This window comes from Agathobaculum sp., from assembly GCF_050946325.1.
Lineage (GTDB): Bacteria > Bacillota > Clostridia > Oscillospirales > Butyricicoccaceae > Agathobaculum.
This window is the reverse complement of the sequence record NZ_JBMNUP010000002.1, coordinates 1-23,509: the sequence shown is the minus strand read 5'-3', so window position 1 is coordinate 23,509 and position 23,509 is coordinate 1. Positions and strand designations below refer to the sequence as shown.

At 55.3% G+C, this 23,509-nt stretch carries 24 protein-coding genes and 1 pseudogene; 10 read left to right on the top strand and 15 right to left on the bottom strand.

Features of this window, described 5'->3' with window-relative positions; translation table 11 throughout:
• Window positions 1-50 precede the first annotated feature (50 nt).
• The gene (locus ACOYIE_RS00455) at window positions 51-881 is read right to left on the bottom strand and encodes a TraX family protein (protein ID WP_433409826.1); all 831 of its coding nucleotides are present in this window, start codon (window positions 879-881) and stop codon (window positions 51-53) included.
• Between the two features lie 118 nt (window positions 882-999).
• Between ACOYIE_RS00455 and ACOYIE_RS00450 the strand changes: the two genes are divergently transcribed.
• On the top strand, window positions 1,000-1,335 hold the full coding sequence (locus ACOYIE_RS00450) for an arsenate reductase family protein (protein WP_433409824.1): 336 nt from the start codon (window positions 1,000-1,002) through the stop codon (window positions 1,333-1,335).
• 64 nt (window positions 1,336-1,399) lie between these two features.
• Here the strand turns inward: ACOYIE_RS00450 and ACOYIE_RS00445 are convergent, their stop codons facing one another.
• From ACOYIE_RS00445 to lepA, 4 genes are all read right to left on the bottom strand, one after another.
• Window positions 1,400-2,758, bottom strand: a complete 1,359-nt coding sequence (locus tag ACOYIE_RS00445) for a PFL family protein (RefSeq protein WP_433409906.1) — start codon at window positions 2,756-2,758, stop codon at window positions 1,400-1,402.
• 85 nt (window positions 2,759-2,843) lie between these two features.
• Entirely contained in the window at window positions 2,844-3,113 is a 270-nt protein-coding gene (locus ACOYIE_RS00440; protein WP_433409822.1) for an ACT domain-containing protein, read from the bottom strand.
• A gap of 51 nt (window positions 3,114-3,164) precedes the next feature.
• A complete protein-coding gene (gene hemW, locus ACOYIE_RS00435; RefSeq protein ID WP_433409820.1) occupies window positions 3,165-4,316 on the bottom strand; it encodes a radical SAM family heme chaperone HemW in 1,152 nt (383 codons plus the stop codon).
• Between the two features lie 34 nt (window positions 4,317-4,350).
• On the bottom strand, window positions 4,351-6,159 hold the full coding sequence (gene lepA, locus ACOYIE_RS00430; RefSeq protein WP_433409818.1) for a translation elongation factor 4: 1,809 nt from the start codon (window positions 6,157-6,159) through the stop codon (window positions 4,351-4,353).
• 481 nt (window positions 6,160-6,640) lie between these two features.
• Here lepA and hrcA point away from each other — a divergent pair, with 481 nt between their 5' ends.
• The 4 genes from hrcA (at window position 6,641) to dnaJ (ending at window position 11,560) form a co-directional block, all read left to right on the top strand.
• Window positions 6,641-7,690 (top strand): heat-inducible transcriptional repressor HrcA, encoded by a 1,050-nt coding sequence (gene hrcA / locus ACOYIE_RS00425; protein ID WP_433409816.1) that lies wholly within the window; start codon window positions 6,641-6,643, stop codon window positions 7,688-7,690.
• Between the two features lie 39 nt (window positions 7,691-7,729).
• Window positions 7,730-8,248 (top strand): nucleotide exchange factor GrpE, encoded by a 519-nt coding sequence (gene grpE, locus ACOYIE_RS00420; RefSeq protein WP_433409814.1) that lies wholly within the window; start codon window positions 7,730-7,732, stop codon window positions 8,246-8,248.
• 235 nt (window positions 8,249-8,483) lie between these two features.
• Window positions 8,484-10,340 carry a molecular chaperone DnaK gene (gene dnaK / locus ACOYIE_RS00415; RefSeq protein ID WP_433409812.1) on the top strand — a complete coding sequence of 619 codons (1,857 nt, stop codon included), beginning with the start codon at window positions 8,484-8,486 and terminating at the stop codon, window positions 10,338-10,340.
• Window positions 10,341-10,414: 74 nt separating this feature from the next.
• Window positions 10,415-11,560, top strand: a complete 1,146-nt coding sequence (gene dnaJ, locus ACOYIE_RS00410) for a molecular chaperone DnaJ (RefSeq protein WP_433409810.1) — start codon at window positions 10,415-10,417, stop codon at window positions 11,558-11,560.
• A gap of 62 nt (window positions 11,561-11,622) precedes the next feature.
• Here the strand turns inward: dnaJ and ACOYIE_RS00405 are convergent, their stop codons facing one another.
• The 5 genes from ACOYIE_RS00405 to ACOYIE_RS00385 all read right to left on the bottom strand — a co-directional run bounded on the left by ACOYIE_RS00405 (window position 11,623) and on the right by ACOYIE_RS00385 (window position 15,773).
• Window positions 11,623-12,483: an NAD(P)-dependent oxidoreductase gene (locus ACOYIE_RS00405; protein WP_433409808.1), complete on the bottom strand. Its 861-nt coding sequence runs from the start codon at window positions 12,481-12,483 to the stop codon at window positions 11,623-11,625.
• Between the two features lie 105 nt (window positions 12,484-12,588).
• The gene (locus tag ACOYIE_RS00400) at window positions 12,589-13,956 is read right to left on the bottom strand and encodes a citrate/2-methylcitrate synthase (protein ID WP_433409807.1); all 1,368 of its coding nucleotides are present in this window, start codon (window positions 13,954-13,956) and stop codon (window positions 12,589-12,591) included.
• A gap of 134 nt (window positions 13,957-14,090) precedes the next feature.
• Window positions 14,091-14,615, bottom strand: coding sequence for a hypothetical protein (locus ACOYIE_RS00395; protein WP_433409805.1), 525 nt, complete (start codon window positions 14,613-14,615; stop codon window positions 14,091-14,093).
• A gap of 1 nt (window position 14,616) precedes the next feature.
• Window positions 14,617-14,814 carry a helix-turn-helix transcriptional regulator gene (locus ACOYIE_RS00390; RefSeq protein WP_433409803.1) on the bottom strand — a complete coding sequence of 66 codons (198 nt, stop codon included), beginning with the start codon at window positions 14,812-14,814 and terminating at the stop codon, window positions 14,617-14,619.
• A 104-nt stretch (window positions 14,815-14,918) separates the two neighbouring features.
• Complete coding sequence (locus ACOYIE_RS00385) at window positions 14,919-15,773, bottom strand: YihY/virulence factor BrkB family protein (protein WP_433409801.1); 855 nt, start codon at window positions 15,771-15,773, stop codon at window positions 14,919-14,921.
• A gap of 133 nt (window positions 15,774-15,906) precedes the next feature.
• On the opposite strand from ACOYIE_RS00385, the gene ACOYIE_RS00380 reads away from it, so the two are divergent.
• Window positions 15,907-16,425 carry an SLOG family protein gene (locus ACOYIE_RS00380; RefSeq protein WP_433409799.1) on the top strand — a complete coding sequence of 173 codons (519 nt, stop codon included), beginning with the start codon at window positions 15,907-15,909 and terminating at the stop codon, window positions 16,423-16,425.
• A gap of 115 nt (window positions 16,426-16,540) precedes the next feature.
• Here ACOYIE_RS00380 and ACOYIE_RS00375 read toward each other — a convergent pair whose 3' ends face one another.
• Window positions 16,541-17,275, bottom strand: a complete 735-nt coding sequence (locus ACOYIE_RS00375) for an alpha/beta hydrolase (protein ID WP_433409797.1) — start codon at window positions 17,273-17,275, stop codon at window positions 16,541-16,543.
• Window positions 17,276-17,507: 232 nt separating this feature from the next.
• Here ACOYIE_RS00375 and tsaE point away from each other — a divergent pair, with 232 nt between their 5' ends.
• The 4 genes from tsaE (at window position 17,508) to ACOYIE_RS00355 (ending at window position 19,987) form a co-directional block, all read left to right on the top strand.
• On the top strand, window positions 17,508-17,933 hold the full coding sequence (gene tsaE / locus ACOYIE_RS00370) for a tRNA (adenosine(37)-N6)-threonylcarbamoyltransferase complex ATPase subunit type 1 TsaE (protein WP_433409795.1): 426 nt from the start codon (window positions 17,508-17,510) through the stop codon (window positions 17,931-17,933).
• Complete coding sequence (tsaB, locus tag ACOYIE_RS00365) at window positions 17,930-18,640, top strand: tRNA (adenosine(37)-N6)-threonylcarbamoyltransferase complex dimerization subunit type 1 TsaB (protein WP_433409794.1); 711 nt, start codon at window positions 17,930-17,932, stop codon at window positions 18,638-18,640. The genes tsaE and tsaB overlap by 4 nt, the downstream gene beginning before the upstream one ends.
• A gap of 14 nt (window positions 18,641-18,654) precedes the next feature.
• Complete coding sequence (upp, locus tag ACOYIE_RS00360; protein WP_433409793.1) at window positions 18,655-19,284, top strand: uracil phosphoribosyltransferase; 630 nt, start codon at window positions 18,655-18,657, stop codon at window positions 19,282-19,284.
• Between the two features lie 163 nt (window positions 19,285-19,447).
• On the top strand, window positions 19,448-19,987 hold the full coding sequence (locus ACOYIE_RS00355; RefSeq protein ID WP_433409792.1) for a GNAT family N-acetyltransferase: 540 nt from the start codon (window positions 19,448-19,450) through the stop codon (window positions 19,985-19,987).
• 36 nt (window positions 19,988-20,023) lie between these two features.
• Here ACOYIE_RS00355 and nrdG read toward each other — a convergent pair whose 3' ends face one another.
• From nrdG to ACOYIE_RS00335, 4 genes and pseudogenes are all read right to left on the bottom strand, one after another.
• Window positions 20,024-20,533, bottom strand: coding sequence for an anaerobic ribonucleoside-triphosphate reductase activating protein (gene nrdG, locus ACOYIE_RS00350; protein ID WP_433409791.1), 510 nt, complete (start codon window positions 20,531-20,533; stop codon window positions 20,024-20,026).
• A pseudogene (gene nrdD / locus ACOYIE_RS00345) lies at window positions 20,533-20,676 on the bottom strand (anaerobic ribonucleoside-triphosphate reductase); the annotation flags it as partial. The pseudogene nrdD and the gene nrdG, both read right to left, overlap by 1 nt.
• A gap of 63 nt (window positions 20,677-20,739) precedes the next feature.
• A complete protein-coding gene (locus ACOYIE_RS00340) occupies window positions 20,740-23,073 on the bottom strand; it encodes an anaerobic ribonucleoside triphosphate reductase (RefSeq protein WP_433409790.1) in 2,334 nt (777 codons plus the stop codon).
• A gap of 104 nt (window positions 23,074-23,177) precedes the next feature.
• Window positions 23,178-23,378 (bottom strand): hypothetical protein, encoded by a 201-nt coding sequence (locus ACOYIE_RS00335; protein ID WP_433409788.1) that lies wholly within the window; start codon window positions 23,376-23,378, stop codon window positions 23,178-23,180.
• Between the last annotated feature and the right edge of the window lie 131 nt (window positions 23,379-23,509).

The window sequence follows — 23,509 nt, the reverse complement described above, 5'->3', positions numbered from 1 at the left end:
TCCTTTTTTTGAGGCTGCCGAAAAACTTCGTTTTTCCGACAAGCTGTTCCTTACCTTGCCAAGAGCGAGGCTGCGATTGCCAGCGTATACACATGCGCGGGATAATACGCATAAAACAGATATTTCATCCCGCGTCCGCGCCGCCCGTTATACAGCAGAAGCAGCGGCAGCGCCAGCCACATGAAAAACAAAGACGGCACAACCGACAGAAACATCTCCATAGAGGAGAACATGAGCTGCACTGCCGCCAGCGCCAGCAGAACCGACGTATAAAAAACGGCGAGCGCCCGCCTGCTGTTCCGGCAGTAATAAAACCCAATGCCGATAATCACAAACATCACGCCGCCCTCGCACCACATCGGGCCGGGAATCAGCATAATCGCGACCCGCGCAGCGGCCGGCGAGATCCCTGACAACCAGCCCACCAGCACGATGGAAAGCAGCAGCGCCGCCATAGCAAACACATAGAGCACCGCACGTCCTTTTTTGCCTTCACGCCAGCGCTTTTGCATATTTTCAATCCACCACAGATAGATGACAATGGCCGTCATTGTGGTGAAAATGCCGTTCATTACAATCATCCCGCCCGGCAGCGGACAGTAAGTGTTGACGAGCATATTCGCAATATACATCAGCACACCGCCGATATACAGCCGCAGCAGGTATTTCTTGCGGCTGCGCGTGTGTGCAAAGCCCTCCGCCACGAAAAACACAAAAATCGGTGCGGCAATGCGGCCGATCAGCGTCAGCAGCTCCGGCATGGGGCGCAAAGCCGACCCGAAATAATGGATATGGTCGATCGTCATAATCATCAGCGCCAACAGTTTGAGCTGAAATCCGTCCAGCCCGCGGCGGCGCTCCAAGGTATGTGTTGCTTCCATTTGTAAATCCCCTTTTGTATTATTGTCCGATTTGCATAATACAATAATTCACGCAGTTTGTCAAGCCTTGTTTTACAGCGCAAGCTCTGCTATAATGCAGGCAAAGGAGTTCGATGTGATGAATATTCAGATTTTCGGCAAAAACAAATGCTTTGACACCAAAAAAGCCCAGCGCTGGTTTAAAGAGCGCGGCATCAAATTCCAGATGATCGATCTGGCACAGAAGGGCATGTCGCGCGGCGAGCTGGACAGCGTGTGCAAGGCTGTCGGCGGGCTGGACGCGCTGATTGATGAAAAAAGCAAGGGGTATGCTGCGCTCGCCTATCTTGCCTATGACGAGGACAAAAAGGAAAAGCTGCTGGAGGACGGCACGCTTTTGAAAACCCCGATCGTCCGCAACGGCCGGCAGGCAACGGTCGGCTACTGCCCCGCAGTTTGGGAGACCTGGGAATAAAAAAACGCCGTATCCGGATGGATACGGCGTTTTAGCTTATCGAAAACGCATTTACAGGTAAATATCAGTTCTTCAGGCTCTGGATCGGCGCCGGAATACGTCCGCCGCGGCCGATAAACTTCGCCGGTGAACCAGTCGCGATGGGCATAATCGGCGCAGAACCCAGCAGGCCGCCAAATTCGACCATATCGCCCACTTTCTTTCCAATCGCCGGAATCACGCGCACCGCAGTGGTCTTGGAATTGACCACGCCGATGGCGATCTCGTCCGCAATCAGGCCAGAAATCACCTCTGCCGTCGTGTCGCCCGGCACCGCGACCATGTCGATACCGACCGAGCAGACCGCCGTCATCGCTTCCAGCTTTTCAAGCGTCAGCGCGCCCGACTGCGCAGCGGCAATCATGCCCTCATCCTCCGACACCGGAATGAACGCGCCCGACAGGCCGCCAACCGACGAGGACGCCATGACGCCGCCCTTCTTCACCGCGTCATTGAGCATGGCCAGCGTGGCGGTTGTGCCGCAGCAGCCGCAGACTTCCAGACCAACCTCTTCCAGAATACGCGCAACTGAGTCGCCGATGGCCGGCGTCGGCGCAAGCGACAGGTCCACAATGCCGAACGGCACGCCCAGCCGCTGGCTGGCAAGCGCGCCGACGAGCTGGCCCATACGGGTAATTTTGAACGCCGTCTTTTTAATCACATCCGCCACTTCGCCGATTGAGCAGTCGCCCGCCCGGCGGATGGCAGACTGCACAACGCCCGGGCCGGATACGCCGACGTTAATCACGGTTTCCGGCTCGCCAATGCCGTGGAACGCGCCCGCCATAAACGGGTTGTCATCCACAGCGTTTGCAAAGACAACCAGCTTGGAGCAGCCCATCGAATCGTTGTCCTTTGTCAGCTCCGCCGTCTGCTTGATGATGCGCCCCATCAGACCGATGGCGTCCAGATTGACGCCGGCCTTGGTGGAAGCAACGTTGACCGACGAACAAACCAGATTAGTTTCCGCCATCGCTTCCGGAATGGAGTTAAGCAGGATTTCATCGCCCTTGGCAAAGCCCTTCTGCACCAGCGCGGAAAATCCGCCCACAAAATTGACGCCCGTCGTCGCAGCGGCGCGGTCCAGCGCTTTGGCCAGCGGCACATAGCTGTTTGCAGACGAGGTTGCGCCGATCATCGCAATCGGCGTGACCGAGATGCGCTTGTTGATGATCGGGATGCCCAATTCGCGCTCAATCTGCTCGCCCGTGGCAACAAGGTTTTCTGCGCGGCGGGTCACCTTGTCATAAATCTTGTCAGCAAGTACATGCACATCGTCCGCCGCCAAATCGCGCAGCGAAATGCCCATCGTAATGGTGCGGATGTCAAGATGCTCTTCCTCGATCATCTTGATGGTCTCCAAAATATCTTTTGTGTTGATCATAGACATGGCAAAAACTCCGTTTTTTCATTGAAAATGCACTGCCGGCAGCGCCTGTACAGCGCGCCTTCCTCATCCATTTTCCACTTTATATTTTGTGCATCGCGTCAAAGATATCCTCATGCATGGTATGAATCTTCATGCCGAGGTCCTCGCCCACCTCGTCCAGCACGTCGGCCAGATGGTTGAAGTCAACCGTACATTTATCAATATTGACCAGCATGACCATGGCGAACATGTCTTCCATAACGTTCTGCGAAATATCGACAATATTGACTTCATGCCGGTACAGCGTATCCGAAATTTTGGCAATGATGCCCGTGCGGTCTTTGCCGACCACTGTAATAACTGCGCGCATACTGTATTCCTCCAAAATAGTGGTTTGGTTTATTTCAAACGGAGGTGTTTCTCAACCCTCCATCTGTTTCTGCCCTGCCTCTACGACAGTGTTGATAATGCTGTTTGATACCAGAAATCCTTTTTCCGTCAGGTACCATCGGGTGCCTCGGTGGGCGACCAGCTCCTGTCCCATCAAACTGCGGAACGCTTCCTCATAGGGCGTGGAATCAATGTTATACCGCTTTTCCAGGTCCAGAAAATCAACCCCATCCGACGTGCGCAGGCGCACCATCAGGTATTCTCCCTGCCGCTGGAACGTCGGCACCTCTTCCTCGTCCCGCAGAATATCCTCGCCGCCGATATACGCCTTGATATCCCGCGCAAATGCAAACCGCCGCCCGTTCATAAACGAATGTGCGCCCGGCCCCAGTCCAAGATACTCGGACAGATCCCAGTATTTCAGATTGTGCCGCGAACGGAAACCCGGCTTTGCAAAATTTGATATCTCATAATGCTCATATCCGTTGTCCCGCAGCAGCCCGCACATGGCAAGATAGGTATCCGCCTGCTCGTCATCATCCGGCAGAACGGGATTTTCGCGTCCCATCTTTGTCGTCGGTTCCAATTTGAGCCCATAGCAGGACAGATGCTGCGGCTCCAGCAGCAGGCACTGCTCCACCGAATCCAGAAACATCTGCTGCGTCTGCCCCGGCAGGCCGTACATCAAATCAAGGCTGATATTGGCAAAGCCCTTTTCCCGCGCCAGCGCAACGGCCTGCTGCGCCTGCGCGAAAGTATGAATCCGGCCGATGGCGCGCAGTTCTTCATCATGCGCGGACTGCACGCCGAACGACAGCCGGTTGACGCCGTGCTTTTTCATCGCGTCCAGCACTTTTTTATCTGTGCTTTCGGGGTTGCATTCAACGGTGATCTCCGCATCGTCCGCCAGCGGGAATTTGCTCCGCACCTCCTGCAAAATGCGGCCGAGGTACTTGGGGCCGAGGCAGGTCGGCGTGCCGCCGCCAACATAAACCGTATCCACCGTATAGCCGCTGCACAGCCTGCCGTATTCCCGTATGTGGGTCAGCAGGGCGGAAACATAGCTTTTTTTCAGCCCCTCGTCGGTCACAGAATAAAAATCACAGTATCCGCATTTGGAAACGCAGAACGGGATGTGAATATAAAGCCCCAAAGGCTTGTTTTTGTAACTAAATCTGCTCATTTTGCTGTTCTTCCAATTGATTTGGGCTATTTGCTTATTCTTCGTCCAATTTCAGGACCGCCATGAACGCCTCGGTCGGAATCTGCACCGTACCGAGCGAACGCATCTTCTTCTTGCCTTCCTTCTGCTTTTCCAGCAGCTTCTTTTTGCGCGTGATATCGCCGCCGTAGCACTTGGCCAGCACGTCCTTGCGCATGGCCTTCACGGTTTCGCGCGCGATCACCTTGCCGCCGATTGCCGCCTGTACCGGAATTTCAAAAAGCTGGCGCGGAATATTCTCCTTGAGTTTTTCGCAGATGCGGCGGGCGCGGCCATAGGCCTTCTCCCGATGCGCGATGAAGGAGAGCGCGTCCACCTGATCGCCGTTGAGCAGCATATCAACCTTGACCAGATCGCTCTTCCGATAGTCGAGAAATTCATAGTCCAGCGAAGCGTATCCTTTTGTACGCGCCTTGAGCGCGTCAAAAAAGTCATAGATGATCTCATTGATCGGCATTTCATAGTGCAGCTCCACCAGACTGGCGTCCAGATACTGCATGTCCTTAAATATGCCACGGCGCTCCTGGCACATCGGCATAATATTGCCGACAAACTCATTGGGCGTCATGATCGTCGCCTTGACAAAGGGCTCGCGCGCCTCCTCAATCACGGCAGGGTCGGGATACTCATGCGGATTGTCGCACCGCACGGTCGTTCCGTCCGCCTTGACGATTTCATATACAACCGAAGGCAGCGTCGTCACCAGGTCCAAATCGAACTCGCGCTCCAGACGTTCCTGAATGACCTCCATATGCAGCATGCCAAGGAAGCCGCAGCGGAAACCGAAGCCCAGCGCAACCGAACTTTCCGGCTCAAAGGACAGAGCCGCGTCATTGAGCTGCAATTTTTCCAGCGCATCGCGCAAGTCAGGGTATTTGGAGCCGTCCTCCGTATAAATGCCGCAGTATACCATGGGCCGCGCCGGACGGTAGCCGGGCAGCGCTTCCGCCGTCGGGCGGTCCGCCTCCGTGACCGTATCGCCCACGCGGGTATCCGCCACGTTTTTGATTGACGCGGTAAAGTAGCCAACCTCGCCCGCGCGCAGCTCCTTCTGGGGCGCCAGGCCGAACGGCTGCAAATATCCGCACTCCAGCACCTGGAACACCGCGCCCGTCGCCATCATCTTCACGCGCATTCCGGGACGAACGCAGCCGTCTATCAGCCGCATATACACGATAACGCCTTTATAGGGGTCATACTGGCTGTCAAAAATCAGCGCTTTGAGCGGCGCGTCCGCATCGCCCTGCGGGGGCGGAACGTCTGAAACAATGCGCTCCAGCACTTCATGAATGTTGATATTCATTTTAGCGGAGATTTCCGGGCTGTCCTCTGCCGGAATGCCGATGATATCCTCAATCTCCGTCTTGACACGCGCAGGGTCTGCCGCAGGCAGATCAATTTTATTGATAACCGGCACGACCTCCAGCCCTGCGTCAATCGCAAGGTAGGTGTTGCCAAGCGTCTGCGCCTCAATGCCCTGCGCCGCGTCCACAACCAGCAGCGCGCCCTCGCACGCGGCAAGCGAGCGCGAAACCTCATAGTTAAAGTCAACATGGCCGGGCGTGTCAATCAGGTTCATCTGATAGGTGTTGCCGTCATCCGCCTCATACTCCATGCGCACCGCGCGCGCCTTAATGGTGATGCCGCGCTCGCGCTCCAAATCCATATTATCCAAAAGCTGCTCTTCCATCTCGCGCTGGGAGACGGCCTTGCACTGCTCCAGCAGGCGGTCTGCCAGCGTGGACTTGCCGTGGTCAATATGCGCGATAATGGAAAAGTTTCTGATTTGCTCTCGATTGCTCACGTCGGAAGCTCCTTATCTGTTATGGCGATATGGAAATATTATAGCACGTTCGCCAACCGCTCACAAGCTTCTTTTGGCCTTCCGTCTCAAACCTGCCGATTTTTCTAACTTTTGACGAAAACCACCGGTTAAATTTCACAAAAAACGGATATACTGATTACGGCAAGGAAACTTTCACCATTTATTCTTTCTTTTCTTCATCCCCTTTTTTGTAAAGGAATTGCGGGTAGCCGCAATTCCTTTTTTCATACGCGCCGCGCGCAGTCCCATCCGAAATGCCGGCAGTTTTCCGCCTTTCTCCGCACAGCACGGTGCCCGCCTTCCTTTTATTAGCACTCCCGCCGCCCGTGTGCAAAAGCGCGCATATCATTTAACAAAATATTCATAAACGAGACTTGACTTTGCGCCTATAGGGTGGTAAATTAATTTTAGCACTCAGATAGTTCGAGTGCTAAACCGTTTTGAGAAAGGAGCCACCACCGTGGAGCTTTCGGAACGAAAAAAGCAAATACTCAAGGCTATCATCGGCGATTACATCCGCACTGCCGAACCGGTCGGCTCCAAGACGCTGACCGAGGGGCACGCCCTCCCCTTCTCCTCCGCCACCATCCGCAATGAGATGAGCGAACTGGAAGAAATGGGCTATCTGGAAAAGCCGCACACCTCGGCGGGACGGATTCCCTCGCCGCGCGGCTATCGTCTGTATGTGGACGAACTGATGGAACGCCCTGCCGATACCGAGGACGATGACACCCCTTCGCTGCGTAGCATGATGCAGACCCGTGTGCGCGAGCTTGACCGCCTGATTCAGGAAGCCGGCAAGCTGATTTCCGGCCTGACCAACTACGCTTCCGTAGCGGTCACGCCGTCGCTGACGCAGATCTCCATCCGCCAGTTTGAAATCATTCCGGTGGATCAGCTGAATTTCGTCATTGTAGTGGTTACGGACTCGGGCACGGTCAAAAACAAGATGGTGCGCACACTTGCCCCCGTCTCCAGGGACGAATCCGAACTGCTGACCTATGTGCTCAACCAAACGCTGACCGGCCTGCCGATCAGCCACATTACGGCCGAACGGTTTGACATCGTCCGCCGCGCCGCCGGACTGAGCGCGCTGCTTGCGCCGGTTGCGGAATATCTGGCCGAACTGGTGCAGGAGCTCAGCGATCAGAAGGTCTATCTGGAGGGCGCAAGCAAGCTGCTGCGTTTCCCCGAATACCAGGATACGCGCAAGGCGCAGACGCTGCTTGACTATATGGAAGGCGAACGCAAGCATCTGCTGCCCGCCACCCGCAAAATCGACGGTATCGAGTTCTTCATCGGGCCGGAAAACGGTGAAAATCCGCTGAGCGAGACTTCGGCAATTTACGCCAAATACGATATTGGCAACATCGGTCAGGGCGCGATTGGCATTGTAGGCCCCACCCGCATGGACTACGCCCGTCTGTCCGCCCAGCTCAGCCGCTTTGCCAAGGGGCTGAACCGGCTGATTGCCGAAACTTTTCTAAGCGATAACGACGGGAACCGCTGAAGCACGGTTCTCTTAAAACAAATGGAGGCATGAAACGACATGAGTAAGAAAAAGCAGTCCGAAGCGGCAGAAAACGAGCAGATGACCGCCGAAGAGACCGCGGCAGCCGAAACGGCAGCCCCCGCAGAAGACTGGAAAGCCAAGTATGACGAACTGAACGACCGGTATCTCCGCATGGCGGCAGAGTATGATAACTTCCGCAAACGCAGCCAGCGCGAGCGCGATCAGGCTTACGGCGACGCCGTCAGCCATGCCGTTAAGGCGCTGCTGCCGACGTATGACAATCTGGAACGCGCCATCAAGGCGGAGACGGCTGACGCTGAATACAAAAAAGGCGTTGAGTTGACCATGAATCAGCTTGTGGAAAGCCTGAAGGGTCTGAACGTCACGCTGATTGAGGCCGCGCCCGGCACCCCGTTTGACCCCAACTTCCACAACGCGGTGATGCATGTGGAAGACGAGCAGTTCGGTGAAAGCGAGATTGCGGAAGTATTCCAGCAGGGCTTTATCAACGGCGACAGGGTCATCCGTCACGCGATGGTCAAGGTGGCAAACTAAGTATCGGGGGCTTCAAAAGCACCCTATATACGAAAGTCAGTTCCCAAAGAAACTGACTTTCGATACCCCGAATGACGCCGCCCAAGGCGGCTGGATCGAGGAATAAAATCCGAGATACAGGCTCTCGGATTTTATAGAAATTTCTCTTCCAAGAAATTTCCTGATAAATGCGCGCCTTATGGCGCGACAATAAGTGTAATAAAGTATCGAATCATATAAAGGAGTGCAATCAATCATGGGAAAAATCATCGGTATTGACCTTGGTACCACTAACTCTTGCGTATCTGTTATGGAGGGCGGCGAAGCCGTCGTTATCCCCAACGCGGAAGGCGCGCGCACGACCCCGTCTGTCGTTGCCTTCTCCAAGGACGGCGAGCGCATGGTCGGCCAGGTTGCAAAGCGCCAGGCTGTTACCAATGCGGACCGCACCATCATTTCCATCAAGCGCCACATGGGCTCGGATTACCGCGTAAACATTGACGGCAAGCCCTATTCCCCGCAGGAAATTTCTGCAATGATCCTGCAGAAGCTCAAAGCGGACGCCGAAGCCTATCTGGGACAGACGGTTTCGCAGGCTGTTATCACGGTTCCCGCTTACTTCTCCGACTCCCAGCGCCAGGCAACCAAGGATGCCGGTAAGATCGCGGGTCTGGAAGTTCTCCGCATCATCAACGAGCCGACCGCTGCCGCACTGGCTTACGGCGTAGATAAGGAAACCGAGCAGAAGGTTATGGTATACGACCTTGGCGGCGGCACGTTCGACGTTTCCATCCTTGACATCGGCGACGGTGTTCTGGAAGTACTTGCCACCGCAGGCGACACCCATCTCGGCGGCGACGACTTTGACCAGCGCATCATCGACTGGATGGTGGCCGAGTTCAAAAAGTCCAACGGCATCGACCTGTCTGCCGACAAGATGGCCATGCAGCGCCTGAAGGAAGCGGCGGAAAAGGCCAAGATCGAGCTGTCCAGCATGGCGCAGACCTCGATCAACCAGCCGTATATCACCGCGGACGCCACCGGCCCGAAGCATCTGGAGCTGACGCTGACCCGCGCCAAGTTCAACGAGCTGACTGCCGACCTGGTAGAGCGCACCATGGTGCCCGTCCGTCAGGCGATGTCGGACGCCGGTCTCAGCGCTTCCGATCTGGCAAAGGTTCTGCTGGTTGGCGGCTCTACCCGTATTCCTGCCGTGCAGGAAGCGGTAAAGGGCATCACCGGCAAGGACGGCTTCAAGGGCATCAATCCGGATGAATGCGTTGCCATCGGCGCGTCCATTCAGGGCGGCGTGCTCGGCGGCGAAGTCAAGGACGTATTGCTGCTTGACGTTACCCCACTGTCCCTCGGTATTGAGACCCTTGGCGGCGTATGCACCCGCCTGATCGAGCGCAACACCACAATCCCGACCAAGAAGAGCCAGATCTTCTCCACCGCGGCGGACAATCAGCCCTCGGTTGAGATCCATGTATTGCAGGGCGAGCGCGAAATGGCTGCCGGCAACAAGACCCTCGGCCGCTTCACCCTTGACGGCATCGCACCGGCGCCGCGCGGCGTACCGCAGATCGAAGTTACGTTCGATATTGACGCAAACGGCATCGTAAACGTATCCGCCAAGGATCTGGGCACTGGCAAGGAGCAGAAGATCACCATCACCGCTTCGACCAATCTCTCGCAGGATGAGATTGACAAGGCGATGCATGAGGCAGAGCAGTTTGCCGAGCAGGATAAGAAGAACAAGGAAGCCGTTGAAGTGCGCAACAGCGCCGAGCAGCTCGTATTCCAGTCCGAAAAGGCGCTGACCGATCTGGGCGATAAGCTGTCCGCCGATGAAAAGGCCGGCGTACAGGCAGAGATCGAAAAGGTGAAGGAAGCCCTCAAGGGTACCGATACCGAAATGATCAAGATGGCGACCGACGGCCTTTCCAAGAAGTTCAGCGACCTGGCAGGCAAGATCTACCAGCAGCAGGCACCGCAGGGCGACCCGAACATGGGCGGCCAGGGCTTCCAGGGCGGCGCACAGCAGTCCGGTCCGCAGGGCGATTTCGTCGACGCTGACTTCACCGAAGTGAAGGACGACGACCAGAACAAGTAAAAATGCTTCCGTAGGGCGCGACAGGCCGTCGCGCCCTACGGCGCTGTAATTCCATTACCATTTGAGGGATCACAATGGCTGACAAAAGAGATTATTATGAGGTGCTCGGCGTACAGAAGGGCGCCAGCGAGGAGGAGCTGAAAAAAGCTTACCGTCGTTTGGCCCGCAAGTACCACCCTGACCTGAACAAGGACAATCCGGAGGCTGCCGACAAGTTTAAAGAAGTCAACGAGGCTTATGAAGTGCTGTCAGACGCGGATAAGCGCGCCAAGTACGATCAGTTCGGCTTTGCCGGCGTCGATCCAAGCTATGGCGGCGCAGGCGGCGCGGGCTTTGGTGGCTTCGATATGGGCGACCTCGGCGATATTTTCGGCTCGTTCTTCGGCGGCGGCTTTGGCGGCGGCGGACGCGCACAGCGCCGCAACGCACCGCAGCGCGGCGAATCCATCCGCGAAAGCGTGATTCTGTCGTTTGAAGAAGCCGCTTTCGGCTGTGAGAAAGAGATTTCCGTAAACCGCGTTGAGACCTGCGACGAATGCGGCGGCACGGGCGCAGCCAAGGGCACAACGGCGGAGACCTGCCCCAACTGCCGCGGCACCGGCACCGTGATGCAGACGCAGCGCACCCCGCTCGGCATGTTCCAGACGCAGACCGCTTGTCCGAACTGCCGCGGCACGGGCAAAATCATCCGCAAGCCCTGCACCAAGTGCGGCGGCGCGGGCCGTGTACGCAAAACGCGCAAATTCAAGGTCAACATTCCGGCCGGTATTGATGAAGGACAGTCGATCCAGCAGCGCGGACAGGGCAACGCCGGCGTCAATGGCGGTCCAGCCGGCGATCTGTTCGTGACCGTTTCCATCCGTCCGCATCCGATCTTCACCCGCGAGGGACAGAACGTATATGTGGAAATTCCGATTTCCTTTGCGCAGGCCGCGCTGGGCGATACCCTGCAAGTGCCGACCATTGACGGCCGCGTGGAATACAAAGTTCCCGAAGGCACACAGACCGGTACCGTGTTCCGCATGAAGGGCAAGGGCATTCAGAATGTCAACGGCCGCGGCCGAGGCGACGAATATGTGCGCGTCAACATCGAAGTGCCAAAAAATCTGTCCGATAAGCAGAAAAAACTGCTCCGTGAATTTGAAGAGTCTGCAACCGATGAAAACCAGTCCAAGCGCAAAGGCTTCTGGGATAAGGTAAAAGACGCCTTTAAAGAATAACCAAACAGGAAAAAACGCCCCTCCGGCTTTGCCGGAGGGGTGCTTTTTTGTTTCTATTGCTATCATTCTTCGCGGTAATGCCGAATCAGGGCCTGCGTGCCCAGATCGCCCATACCTTCCGCTTCCAGGTCGCCGTACATCGCGCACACGCGCTCCAGAACCGGCAGCGCCTTGTCGTTCTGCGCCTGCGCGATCTTCATATCCTTGATGAAGTGCTTGAGGAAAAATCCGGGCGCATAATCCTCCCGAACCATTTTTGGCATCAGGTTTTCCATCTGCCACGAGCCTGCCGCACCCTTGGAAATGCTGGCGATCAGCTTTTCCGGATCCAGCCCTGCCCGTTCCGCATAGGTCAGCGCCTCGCTCACACCGGCGATCGTTCCGGCGATTGCGATCTGGTTTGCCATCTTGGTGTGCTGCCCCGCGCCGGCCGGACCTTCATACACAATCTGTTTTCCCATCGCCTCAAACAGCGGCAGACATGCGTCAAAATCGGCCTGCTCGCCGCCTACCATGATGGACAGGGTGCCGTTCTTCGCGCCCGTATCACCGCCGGAAACCGGCGCGTCCAGCGTATGCAGACCGCGCGCTGCGCCCTCTTCATGGATGCGGACGGACAGCCGCGGATCGGTGGTCGTCATATCAATCAAATAAGTACCCTTCTGCGCCGAGGAAAGGATCCCGTTTTCACCAAAGTACACCTGCTCAACATCCTGCGGATAGCCGACAATGGTAATCACCGCGTCCCTGCCCGCAGCACATTCTGCTGCCGAATCGCACCACAGCACATCATTCTCTGCCAGAAAATCGGTCAGCTTGCACTTTGTGCGCGAATAAACCGCAACTTCATATCCTGCCTTGAGCAGATTTTTTACCATGGAGCGCCCCATCACGCCTACGCCGATAAAGCCGATTTTTTTCATTCCAGTTTCCTCCCTGCATGATTTGTTGTCTCTATTTTACCTGATAAAATCCCATATGTACAGAAAAAGGCGCGTTTTTCACGCGCCTTTCGTTTTTTATCCATTTTATCGCTCTGACAGCGCCACATAATCCGTTTCCGGCAGCACACAGCGGTAAGCCGGACGAATAATTTTATCCGTGTTAATCAGTTCTTCCAGCCGGTGCGCGCTCCAGCCGACAATACGCGCCATGGCAAACACGGGCGTATACAGCTCCGGCGGCAGGCCGAGCATGGAATATACAAAACCGGAATAGAAATCCACGTTGGCAGAAACGCCTTTGTAAATCCGGCGTTCCTGCGCAATCACCTGCGGCGCCAGCCGGGCAACGCTGGAATACAGCGCAAAATCCGCGTCCCGTCCTTTTTCATGCGCCAGCTTGCCGACAAAAGACTTGAACACCTGCGCACGCGGGTCCGAAATGGAATATACGGCATGTCCCATACCATATATCAGTCCCTTGTGGTCAAACGCCTCCCGCCGAAGCAGTTTGCACAGGTAATCCGCTACCTGCTCGTCGTCCGTCGGGTCGGATACGTTTTGCTTCAGATCGTTGAACATCTGCACAACCTTGTAATTTGCGCCGCCGTGCTTGGGGCCCTTGAGCGAACCGAGCGCCGCCGCCACCGTCGAATAGGTGTCCGTACCGGAGGACGTCACCACATGGGTTGTGAACGACGAGTTGTTGCCGCCGCCATGCTCCATGTGCAGCACCAGCGCCAGATCCAGCACGCTTGCCTCCAGCGGCGTGTACTGCATATCCGGCCGGAGAATGCGCAGAAAATTGGACGCAGTCGACAGACTGTCCGACGGATAATGGATATACATGCTGCCGCCGCACTCATAGTGGTTATAAGCGTGATAGGAATATACGGCCAGCATCGGGAAGACCGAAATCAGCATCAGGCACTGCCGCAGCACGTTGGGCAGGCTGATATCATCCGCCCTGTTGTCATACGATGCCAGCGTGAGTACGCTGCGCGACAGGCTGTTCATCATATCGTGTGTCGGCGCTTTCATGATTACGTCGCGCGTAAAATTGGTCGGCAGGGTGCGCCCGCGCGCCAGCAGGCTCTTAAAGTCCGCCAGCCGTCTGGCATCCGGCAGTTCGCCGAACAGCAGCAGATACGCCGTTTCCTCATAACCTTTGCGGCCGTCTTTCATAAAACCGCTCACCAGGTCGTTGATGTTGATGCCGCGGTAATACAGTTCGCCTTCGCAGGGAATCAGCTTGCCGTCCACTTCTCTGGCTGAAATAATATCCGAAATATTGGTCAGACCGGCCAGAACGCCTTTGCCGTTGATATCGCGCAGGCCCCGCTTGACGTCAAATTCCTTGTACAGCTTTGCATCAATCGCACTGTTGCTTTTGCACAGCGAGGCCAGCGCCTCAATCTGCGGCGTTACTTCCAAAACATCGCGTTCTACTGTCATTTTGTCTCCTCCCCGCCCCTTAAATTGCCATTCATTATATTTATTGTATCGGGAATCCGCCCTTTCTGCAACGATAATTTATGTGCAGACTGTTAAATATCTGTGAATTTTTCAAGCAAATTTTCTCATGCCGCTCATTCCCCGCATTCGGTCTCCGTTTGCTCGGCCCGCGCTCTGCGGCGCCTGGTATACCGGAAGAGCACATAGGTAATCAGTAAAACCAGCCCCGCGGTCAGCGGCAGCAGAAACAACAGCTTCATTGCGAGAATCAGCGCAATCGTCCCCGCCCCCATCGAGGCCCACGGCGCGCCCCCCGCCGCCTGAATCAGGCAGGTCACAGCGGCCGCGGCCACGCCGGCCAGCAGTCCCTGCGCCAGATAATGCTTCCACGGATAGCGGTCGCATTCTGCAAAGGCATTGTCGTCCATCAGTCCTCTGCGCGCCAGCAGCAGCATACAAACAACCTGCGTGCCGATGACAACGGCAAATTCAAATAAATTGACGTTTCCGTTCATACCGCCCCCAAACCGAACGCCCAGCGCCTGCAATACGATATCCGCTAAAATGCCAAACGTCAAAATAAAAAATCCCAGCCTGTAAACGCGGTTTGCCTCTGCAATCACCCGCTCGTCCCTGGCTTTGTTGCGAAACAGCTTCATCTCAGTTTTCCTCCCAAAAAAGTTCGTCCAATGTTTTATCCAGCACCCTGCAAATTGCAATGCACAGGTTCAGCGTCGGGTTGTAGCCGCCCGCTTCGATCAGGCCGATGGTCTGACGCGTTACCCCCACCCGCTCGGCCAGTTCCGCCTGCGACAGGTCCTTTTCCACCCGCGCGAGCCGCAGCTTCTTATTCTTCATGCACTCACCTCTCCTTGCGCTCTCAGTATACGATATAGTTTTCATTATGTCAAGTATATATTGCATTATGTCAAATAAAAAAGGAAACACCATTGTGTTTCCTTTCACTCAATATGCTTTTCCGTTTCCATGCGGTACAGCCGCATCACAACCAGCGTGTGGTTGAGTTGCGGGCCCATCAGCAAAATCATGCTGACAATATACAGCCACAGCATCAGCACAACAATCGCGCCAAGCGAGCCGTATAAAACAGAGTATTGCGCCATATTGTCTACATAGAACGAAAACACCCACGAAACCAGCATCCACGCCACCAGAGAAAACAGCGCGCCCGGCCAGACTTCGCGAAATTTCAGGTGCAGGTTGGGCACGACCTTATTAAACAGCAGCAAAAACAAAAAGATAAAGCCAATCATCAGGCCAAAGCTGGCGCTGTGCGTCAAATCAAGCGCAGGCGCAGGGATGGGCAGGTATTGAGGCAGCAGGCGCAGCAGCGTCTTGCCGGCAACGGCCAGCACAAAACTGCACACAACCGAGACCAGAAAGCCGGCGGTGATGCCAAAGGAGATCAGCACATCCCAGACAATACCGCGCGCCACCTCAACATGATAAATGTCGTTCACCGTCCGCATCATGGAGCGCACGGCGCGCGACAGGAAATACAGTGTCAGACCCACGCCGAACAGCATCGGGCTGAACGACGGGGTGTTGGAAATCTGCGTCAGGTAGGAGTAAATCAGTGCCTGCAAACTTTTGGGCAGCATTTCCATCACCGGCGCAACGCTCTCAATCGACAGGCTGTCAATCCGCGCCAGCACCGCATTGACAAACATCAGCAGCGGAAAGGTGGAAAACAGCAGAAAATAAGAAAGCTCTGCCGCCGCCTGCGGGATGCCGTCTGAAAAAAAGCGGTAAATCATGCGCTTTGTCAAATAAACCAGCCGATTCTGTCCGTTCATACCGCATCCCCCTTCCGCAGTTCTTTTGTATTGCTATTGTATCAGTATTTTCTGCCAATTACAACTTGCGTTTTACCGGTCCTTGGGGTATACTGGTTTTAAATAGAACATTTGTTCTGCTGGAGGCGGTCTTATGCAGGAACAGAAACTGGAAACCTGTTGTTTTTCCGGATACCGAATCGAAAAAATGCCCTTTTTGCCGAACGATACTGCCGCTATTGACGCACTGCGCAGCGCCCTGGCGCAAGCAATTGCAAACGCTGCTGCGCAGGGATATACCCGCTTTGTTTCCGGTATGTCCACCGGTCTTGATCTGTGGGCGGCAGAGACGGTTCTGCGCCTGCGGGACAGTCTGCCGGTTCAGCTAATATGCGCCGTGCCGTTTGACCAGCAGGCAGAGCATTTTCCCACTGCCTGGAAGCGTATTTTCAATCACTGTCTGCTGCGGGCCGACCAGGTCTATTCGCTTTCCCGCCGCTATTACAGCGGCTGCTACGCCGCGCGCAATCAATTTATGGTGGACCAGTCCTCTCTGCTCATCTGCTATTATGACGGCCGCCCCGGCGGCACCGCGCAAACCGTGCGCATGGCGCGGCAGGCTGGGCTTGATATTGTCAATCTGGCAGAACGGCAGCTCTCGTTTTCGGAATAGCGGCGGTTTATCAGGGCAGCCGCCATTCCTTTTTCTGAATGGGGCGCACGCAGCCGCGCTTCGTCCGGATGCCAGCGGGAGGTGGGCACCGTGCGCAGCTGCTCATATGGTCCCCTTAACCTGAGGTTTCATTTTGTATCTGCTGAACCATTCTATGAAAATCCTCCTTCATGAGACGTTGATCTTCTGGAGAATAATAAAAATGTCCGGAATTTTCCAGCATTTTGACGCATACAAAGCGATTATCCCTGCATATTTCTCTGCATTTAGGAGAAACCATCTCATCCTGCACGGATAGATATATATACGCCGGTGTTGATAATTCTCCTATGATTTTTCTTGTTTTTCTGATTTCAGAAAACAGTTCAAGGTATCTTGGAACCCAGCCGAGGTACCTTAAAATATGATAATCTCTTTCTATGCTATACGCATTCTGCGCTGCGAGAGACCACGAATCATCCGGCTTAATTTTCCCTGTAAAGACGCTCCACGCTGTTCTGAATAAGCGAAAGGTGACCCGCACTTTTAACGGGACATTCAGAAGAAACAGCGCATCTACCGGTTTTTCTATCGCTTGCTGTATCGCAAACAGCGTCCCCATAGAATGCGCGGCAATCATGACTTTGTTGTTGGTTTCTAATAATTCTTCAAGCGCATTCTTTACCTGCTGTTTCCATTCCGCCATAGAAGCCCGAGAAAAGTCCGTTACGCTTCCTCCATGCCCTTTTAATGATAGATTACATATGTGCCAGGCAGGAGGAATCAGCGATAAAAAAGGCGCAAAGTGGCTGGGTGTTCCAAGAATACCGTGTATCAATAAAATTGCTGTTTTCTCTTGATCGCCTGCCACAAAATCACCTCTGTCTTTCTTTTCACTCTGATTGCAGTTTCAGGCAAAGTAGGATTGATCTTTTTATCTACCTTATCATATTTTTCTGCCCCGTTCAACACATTGTGCCATTGACAATACGATTCTTCACCCGCTCAACTGTAAAACGAGAGCCGCTTTACGCCGCCTTGCTATTTTTCCCTTGCCGTGGTATGATAAAGAAAAGATTTTTCCAACAGAAAAAGGTGTTTTCATGCAAATTACGACCCACTCGACAGAGGAGACCGAAGCCTTTGGCGCGCAGTATGCGCAGTCCCTTGCCATGGGCGATATCGTCGCCTTTTCGGGCGATCTTGGCGCGGGCAAAACCGCTTTCACGCGCGGCGTGCTGCACGGCCTGGGCTACAGGGGCCGCGTAACCAGCCCTACCTTTGCCATTGCCAATGAATATGAAACGCCGCGCGGCCGCGCCGTTCATTTTGACCTGTACCGTATTTTAGACGAAGAAGCCCTGTTTGAAATCGGCTTTGACGAATATCTGGACGGCAGCGCCATTGTGCTCATCGAATGGAGCGAAAATGCCGCCGGCGTACTGCCTGCACATTACAAAACGGTTCACATCGCTTACGGCGAAGCGGAAAACGACCGTCTGATTACCACTGGGGAGGCCGCAGAATGAAAATACTTGCATTTGAATCCTCCGCGGTTTCCGCGTCCGTCGCGCTGACTGAGGATGAAAAGCTCATCGCGCAGTCTTTTCAGAACTGCGGGTTGACACACTCGCGCACCCTGCTGCCCATGGCCGAAGCGCTGCTGCAAAACTGCGGCGTTTCCCTCGCGTCGGTGGATGCGCTGGCGGTTGCGCAGGGGCCCGGCTCGTTCACCGGTGTGCGCATCGGCGTAGCAACCATCAAGGGGCTGGCGCTTGGCGCAGATAAGCCCTGTATCGGCGTTTCCACACTGGAGGCGATGGCCTATGGCGCGCGCGCCTTGGGCGGACCGCTGTGCTGCGTGATGGACGCCCGCGCAGGCCAGGTATACAATGCGCTGTTTGCCATAGAGGACGGGTGTCCGCACCGTCTCTGCGCAGACCGCGCGCTGCGCTTGACTGCGCTTGGAGAAGAAATCGGCCAAACCCCGTATTTTCTGGTTGGAGACGGCGCGGAACTATGTTATAATACTCTCAAAGAGACCTGCTCCGGCCTGCGGCTTGCGCCGCCTGAACTGCGCTACGCCACCGGTTTCGGCGTAGCCGCTGCCGCAATGCCGCTGCTCCGTGCGGGGCATACCAGTACCCCCCAGCAGCTTGACGCATTTTACCTGCGCCGTCCGCAGGCCGAACGCGAACGGCTCAAACGGCTTTCCGAGCAGCAGAATACGAAATAAAGGAGAAAACAACTATGGCAACTCTTCACGAAATGGATCATCCGCTGATTAAGCATAAGCTCAGCCTGATGCGCGATAAAACCACCGGCGTCAAGGAATTCCGCGAGGCGACCGCAGAAATCGCCATGCTGATGTGCTACGAGGCTACCCGTGACCTGCCGCTCAAGGAAATCAGCATCGAAACGCCTGTCGGCCCTGCCAAGGTTAAGGTTATTTCGGGCAAAAAAATCGCGTTGGTACCCATTCTGCGTGCCGGTCTCGGCATGGTGGAAGGTATGCTGGAAATGATTCCGGCGGCCAAGGTCGGTCACATCGGCCTGTACCGCAATCCGGAAACGCTCCAGCCCATCGAATACTACTGCAAGCTGCCCAATGACATTCAGGACCGCGACGTGCTGCTGCTTGACCCGATGCTGGCGACCGGCGGCTCGGCCGTTGCCGCGATTGACGGCCTCAAGCGCCGCGGCGTCAAGCACATCAAGCTGATGAACCTGATTGCCGCGCCCGAAGGCGTTGAGGCGGTGCAGAAGGCGCATCCGGACGTTGAAATCTTTGTTGCCGCAATTGACGAGAAGCTCAACGACCACGGCTACATCGTGCCCGGCCTGGGCGATGCCGGTGACCGTATCTTCGGCACCAAGTAATCCATCCCTGCAAGCGAATATGCAAGCGGTGCGGTCCAAAGGCCGCACCGCCAATTTGTTATTTGGTATCTTCCCGCCGCACCGTATCAATCCATATGCTTTGGGGCACGCAAAGCCCGGCAAATATTATCTTGCGGCAGGATTTCTCACAGGAGTACTATCCATGCAAACTTCCCCTATTTTTGAAATGCAGTCCAATCGTCTTCGTTTCCGCCGTTTGCGCGCGGACGACTTCTCTCTTGTTGCACCCATTCTGCAGGATGCACAAACCATGTATGCGTGGGAACACGGCTTTTCGCACGATGAAGTCATCGACTGGATCGCCGATATGCTGCGCCGCTATCACGAGGACGGATTCGGTTACTTCGCTGTGCTTGACCGGCAGACGGGCGCGCTGGCCGCGCTGGCCGGCCCGCTGACCGAACAGCTTGACGACGGGCAGACTGCGCTCGGCCTGGGCTGTATTGTGCGGCGTGATTTATGGCAGCAGGGCTATGGCACCGAATGTGTGCAGGCCACGCTCCGCTACGCCTTTGAACGGCTGAACGCTGCGCAGGTGGTCGCCCTCATCCGGCCGAACAATACCGCCTCTCTGCTCCTGGCCAAAAAATGCGGCCTGCAGCCCATCGGGCAAACGGTCAAACACTACCATGGCAGCGATATGCCGCATCTTATCCTTGCTATAGAGCGTCCAAATGCATAAAAAAACCGCCTGACAGGCGGTTTTTTCTTTCTCTCTTTATCGATATTTTTCGTTCCAGACGGGCGCATTCGCCGCAAGCGACGCCGGCACATCCAATACGCGCTGGTTGGCGCTGCCGCGGAACTGCAAGTCGATATTTTTTTCTGCCTCAATAAACGGACCGTCCACCAGCAGATCAAGCTGAGAAAGCAGTTTCCGCACATAAGGGTCTGTGCTTTCCAGCAGCTGTTCAAAGGTGAATCCCGAATACGCCATCAGGTGTTTTCCTTTTTTCTTCAGCTCCACCGCAAGCGCATACAGCGGCTCCGGCTGGCAAAAAGGCTCTCCGCCGGTAAAAGTGATGCCTTTTACCAGCGGGCTGCGGCAGGCCTCGCGCAATACATCATCCAGCGCGACCTCACTCCCGCCGGCAAAATCATGCGTCTGCGGATTATGGCACCCGGGGCAGTGATGCGGACACCCCTGCGTAAACAGCGCAAAGCGAAAGCCAGGTCCGTCTACAATCGACTCATTCACCGTGCCCGCAATGCGGATTGTGCCTTCCATCACGCCGTATGCTTCTCTTCCAGGGAGCAGCAGGAGACATTGTGCTTGACGCGATCCTGCTCTTCTGCGCGCTTGGCATTATTAAAACGGTCGAGCGTACCAACCAGATAGCCCGTAATGCGGCGGATTCTCTCAAAACCTACGCCCTCGCCGATCAGCATTTCCTTATTTTCCATTTTCTTGTTCCTCCTGTTCAACTTGCTGTTTTAATCCTTAACGATCGTCAGGCTGTTGGGCTGACGGTCCGCTTCCTCTGCGGGGTCGCCCGAATAGCCGAGTGTTGTGCTGTTTAAGTGCTTGTACAGCCCCAGCTTTTGCAGCTTGGACAGCGGTACGCCCTCTCCCTCGTGCCGTCCGCAGCGGGGGCAGGTTTCACCGATAATGCCCGTATAACCGCAGACAGGGTCGCGGTCAATCGGATGGTTGATCGCGCCGTAGCCGATGCCGGCTTCCTTCATCGCGCGGACAACCGCCTCAAACGCTTCCAGATTCTGCGTCGGGTCGCCGTCCAGCTCAATGTAGCTGATGTGGCCGCCGTTGGTCAGCTCATGGTAGGGCGCTTCGCGCGCAATTTTCTCAAATGCCGAAATAGCGTAATATACCGGCACATGGAACGAATTGGTGTAGTAATCGCGGTCGGTCACGCCCGGAATCTCTCCAAAACGCTGGCGGTCAATCTTGACAAAGCGGCCGGACAGACCTTCGGCCGGCGTGGCAATCAGCGAGAAGTTCAGGCCGTATTTTTCACCCGCCTGGTCCATACGGCTGCGCATATGGCTGACAATCTCCAGACCGAGGTTCTGCGCCTCATCGCTTTCGCCATGATGTTTGCCGATCAAAGCCTTCAGGCACTCTGCCAGGCCAATGAAGCCGCAGGTCAGCGTACCGTGCTTGAGCACCTCTCCCACCGTATCATCCGGCCCCAGCTTTTCCGAATCCAGCCACACGCCTTCTCCCATCAGGAAGGGATAATTGCGTACCTTCTTGCTGCACTGAATGCGGAAACGCGCCAGAAGCTGCTCGATCACCAGATCAATCTTGCGGTCCAGGTCTTCAAAGAACCAGTCCAGGTCGCCGTGGCTGCGGATGGCAATGCGCGGCAGATTGATGGACGTGAACGACAGGTTGCCGCGGCCGGTGACGATCTCTCTCGTCGGGTCATAGCGGTTGGCAATGACGCGGGTGCGGCAGCCCATATAGGCCGCTTCGGTATCCGGCTGGCCGGGCTTGTAGTACTGCTTGTTAAACGGCGCGTCCAGGAAGGAGAAGTTCGGGAACATCCGCTTGGCCGATACGCGGCAGGCAAGCTTGAACAAATCGTAGTTCGGGTCGTCCTCGTTATAGTTCACGCCTTCCTTGACCTTGAAAATATGGATCGGGAAGATCGGCGTTTCTCCGTTGCCCAGGCCGGCTTCGGTTGCAAGCAGCAGCTGCTCGATGGCGAGCCGTCCCTCCGGCGAGATGTCCGTACCGTAATTGAGCGAAGAGAACGGAATCTGTGCGCCCGCGCGCGAGTGCATGGTGTTCAGATTATGTACCAACGCTTCCATCGCCTGATAGGTTGCCTTGCGGGTCTCCTTATCGGCATACTTGCGGGCAAAGCGGATGCAGCGTGCCGCCGTATCCTCATCCAGCTTTTCGGCCAGCGCGGCGGCCATGGCCTCGTCATAGCCGTTGTCTCCCGCCAGACAGGCCCACTTGCCCGTCTGCAATTCGATTTTTTCGGTCAGCTTGGCAGCGTCAACCTCGTTCTGTTCATCCGCGCCGAATACCTCAAGCGCTTTGGCAAGGTTGTCCCTGAACAGCTTGCGGAACGTCTTCTTGACGCCCGGCGCCATCGAATAATCAAAATTGGGTACCGACTGACCGCCGTGCTGGTCATTCTGGTTGGACTGAATGGCAATGCAGGCCAGCGCAGCATAAGAGCGAATATCATTCGGCTCCCGCAGGAAGCCGTGACCGGTTGAAAAGCCGCCGTCAAACAGTTTAAGCAAATCAATCTGGCAGCAGGTTGTGGTCAATGTCAGAAAATCCAAATCATGGATGTGAATATCCCCTTCCCGATGTGCCTTGGCATGCGCAGGGTCAAGGATGAACATCTCATAAAACTGCTTGGCGCCTTCCGAGCCATACTTCAGCATGGTACCCATAGCAGTATCGCCGTCAATATTGGCATTTTCGCGCTTGACGTCATTTTCCAGCGAGGACTGGAAGGTCAGGTCCTCATACACCTTCATCAGCTTGGTGTTCATTTCGCGCACGCGCGTACGCTCATTGCGATAAAGGATGTACTTCTTCGCCGTGCGCGCGTGACCGTTTTTGATGAGCACCTTCTCTACCGTATCTTGTATCTGCTCAACGGTCGGTTCTCCGTCTTTTACGGCGTTTTCCAGCACAGTTTCCACCTGCGCGGCCAGCTCACGGGCCATATCATAGTCCTGCCCGCCCGACGCCTGCGCCGCGCCGAAAATCGCATTGGCAATCTTCTCAATTTCAAAGGGGGCCTTGCGCCCGTCCCGCTTGACGATCTGATGGATCATATGCTGTGTTTCCCTTTCTCTATCCGCCGCGTTCTGCGGCATTTACTAAATTTCGTAGTTTCTTTTTCAAATACGCACCATATCTTGTGCCTGTATTTTATATTTTACTGCGCTGCCCCTGCATTGTCAAGTGGTAAGAATCTTTTTGGCACTTTTGTAAGAATTCCGCATTTTTTCTTGTCAAAATCTCTGAACTTTCTCCAGATGCCGCTGTGGGCAATGTGGATAACCGCTTGTGGATAATTCCCTGCTGTGTAAAAAGCTGTGTATCCGCTGTGGAAATCAGGTGAAAATGCGCTGCTCACACAGAAAAAAGGAGACACTATATATAGTGTCTCCTCAGCCTGTCGAGAAACCCGGTTGCGCATTAAGCAGCAACCTGGTTTTCAGTATGTACTGGAGAAAACAGAAGTGAAAACAGGGAAAGGGTGTAGTC